Origin of the sequence: Jiangella rhizosphaerae (assembly GCF_003579925.1) — a bacterium.
Classification (GTDB): Bacteria; Actinomycetota; Actinomycetes; order Jiangellales; family Jiangellaceae; genus Jiangella; species Jiangella rhizosphaerae.
This window is the reverse complement of sequence record NZ_QUAL01000285.1, coordinates 1-2738: the sequence shown is the minus strand read 5'-3', so window position 1 is coordinate 2738 and position 2738 is coordinate 1. Positions and strand designations below refer to the sequence as shown.

Annotated in this window: 3 protein-coding genes; 2 read left to right on the top strand and 1 reads right to left on the bottom strand. The window is 68.5% G+C overall.

Annotated elements, in window-relative coordinates:
• Positions 1-161: 161 nt before the first annotated feature.
• Positions 162-1421 (bottom strand): DUF7927 domain-containing protein, encoded by a 1260-nt coding sequence (locus DY240_RS23350; RefSeq protein WP_158602969.1) that lies wholly within the window; start codon positions 1419-1421, stop codon positions 162-164.
• A 78-nt stretch (positions 1422-1499) separates the two neighbouring features.
• Here DY240_RS23350 and DY240_RS23345 point away from each other — a divergent pair, with 78 nt between their 5' ends.
• Positions 1500-2117 (top strand): helix-turn-helix transcriptional regulator, encoded by a 618-nt coding sequence (locus DY240_RS23345; RefSeq protein WP_119662151.1) that lies wholly within the window; start codon positions 1500-1502, stop codon positions 2115-2117.
• Between the two features lie 327 nt (positions 2118-2444).
• A partial coding sequence (locus tag DY240_RS33465) for a hypothetical protein (RefSeq protein WP_233552848.1) occupies positions 2445-2738 on the top strand: 294 nt, incomplete at its 3' end.

The following is a 2738-nucleotide window of genomic DNA, read 5'->3' as shown; positions in this document are numbered from 1 at the left end:
GATCATCAGTCAACAACGCCTCACGCGACATGAGACCAACAATCGCCGCCTACACCGCCGATCTTTAGGAGACACGCCCTAGTACGTACTCAGACGTCGATGACTGCGCAGTGCCCCTCCCCCGTGGCGGGGCACTGCACAGTCAGGAGCCTGGCCGTCGACTATGCCGGGTCGGCCGAGCCTCCGGTCCCTCGGAATGAACGGCGGCCGTGCACGGCCACGAGGACCAGGCCGCCGATCAGCAGGGCCAGCCCACCAGTAAGGAACCAGCGGGTGAGGTCCGCACCGGTGTCCGGCAGGTCGTCATCCTGCTCGTCCGGTGCCGGCGGTTCCGCACCCGGCGTGTAGTGCTCGGTCTTGCAGTCCGGGTTCCCGTCCGGCGCCGGGACACAGCTGCCGTCGTCGTCCGGGCTGGTGACGACGTTGCGGATCGTGGCATTGTCCTCGTCGCCCACGGTCACCGAGTAGGTGATCGTGACGGTCTGCCCGACAGCGAGGTCACCGGTCCAGGTGAGCGTCTCCCCGGACAGCGACACCTCGCCCGAGGTGGCCGACGCGTCGTCGTTCCAGGCCGCGTACGGCGACACCCCGGACAGGTCGTCGGTCACCGTGGCGCCGGCCACCGGTACCGGGCCGACCTGCTCGACCAGCACCGAGTAGGTGATGACGTCGCCCTCTTCGACGTCGGAGCCCGGCGCCGGGTCCGAGGTCTTGGAGTAGGTGTACCCGCTGCTGAAGTGCTCGGTCGTGCAGGCCTCGTCCTGCCCCTCCGCCGGCACGCACTGGTCCGGGTCCGGCGTGGTGACCACGTTCTTCAGATGCCGGTCGCCGTCGGAGGTGACGGTCACCGAGTAGGTCACCGTCACGACGTCGCCCTCCACGAGATCGCCGGACCACGTCAGCGTGGTCCCGTCCAGCGCGGCCTCACCGGCCGACGCCTCGAGGTCGTCGTTCCACGTCGCGTCGTCCAGCACCCCGGACAGGTCGTCGTCGAACGTCGCCTCGATCGGCGCTTGCCCGGTGTGCGTCACTGTCACCGTGTAGGTGACGACGTCGCCGTCCTCCACCGTCGAGCCCGACTCCGGGTCGGAGGTCTTGGTGACCTCGTAGTCCCCCTGGATGTGGCCCGTCGTGCAGTCCGGGTTCTGATCCGCCGCCGGCACGCACACACCGTCGGTGTGCGGGGAGGTGACGACGTTCTTCAGCTCGTCATCGCCCTCTCCGACCGCGCCGACGGTCACCGAGTAAGTGAGCGTCACCACCTCGCCGACGGCGAGGTCGCCGGTCCAGGTCAGCGTCGGTTCGGCGAATGAGACCTCACCGGCCGACGCGCGTCGGCGCTGGAACACCTCGACGACGCGGCCAAGAACGACGAGTTCTGGTGGATAGGCGTCCACGCCCAGGCGCTCTGGCACCTCCACTGGGGCGAGCCGGCGGAGGCGGCCGCGCTGATCGAGCGTTCGCTGCTCACCTTCAGGGAGCTCGCACCGGCCGAGTCGATGGCGCGCTCCCTGCTGGTCAGCGATCTCGCCGACACCTATCAGGCGCTCGGCCTGATCGATCGCGCCATGAATCTCCTCGACCAGCCCGATATCGCCGGCGATGCGCCCTGGACGCTGATGTCGCGGGCACGGCTGCACAACCTCACCGGCAACCCCCGAAGCGCACTCGATCTGCTCGGGACCGACGGCGTCCGAACGGCCTTCCTCCCCACTCCGGCGTCGTGGCACCTCATCCGCGCCAACGCCTACCACCACCTGCAGAACGACGAGCGGGCGAACGAGGCGCTCGAGAACGCGGCTGCCGCCATCACCAAGCTCGGCGACCGCCTCGCCTTCGCCGAATGCGCCGCCGGCCTCCGGGACCGCCTCTCCGCCCTGGTCGAGGATCCGCCGGATGCCCGCATGCTCTACCGGCACCAGCACTCGGCCCAACTCACCCGGCGCGAGCTAGAGGTCCTTCTCGCCCTCCGCACCAAGACGTCGGTGCGCGACATCTCCCAGCAACTGTTCCTTTCACCGAACACCGTCAAGACCCACCTGCGCAATCTCTATCGCAAGCTCGGCGTCAACACGCGCGAGGAAGCACTACAGGCAACACGCAAGATGGAGTTCTGAAGGTCGGCGCAGCGTCACTGGCCCGTCTCCGGTCTCGCGAGGAGGCGGACCAGCCCGTCTGGGTGAGCGACGCTCTCCGCTGGGCGTCCAATCACAGCCAGCCCGCTTCTGCGCTCGCCGACGCTGACGTGCTCCGCCGCCTCGTCGACGGACTCGCGATCCGCCCGGATGGCGGTGTCAGGGCAACCAGTGTCACGTCACGGTGGCGGAAGATCCTTGACAACCTGGCCGAGTACGCCGTTCAACGGAGAGCCCTCATCGCCAATCCGCTCCCTACCGTCAACAGCCGGCGCAACGCATCGCCCAGGTCGACCGACGTAGCGTCACGTGTTAGCCGACGCCGAGATTGCCGACGCTGCGGCGTTGGAGATGCCGATGAACGCGTGGGGCGTGTGTCGTGGTGTGGTGGTCACGGTGGCGGTGTCGTCGTCACGGTGTCGCGGTCGGCAGGTGATGCCTTCGCGGCCTCGATGGGTGAGGGATCCGCGTCGTCCTGGCTACCCGGATCCCTCACCCATCAGCGGCCTGCAGCTCGGCCGTCGGCACGATGCCGGCTCCATCGCGAACGCCAGCGACCTTCCCACCGGCACGACCAACGTCGGCTCACAGCGTCACGAACCC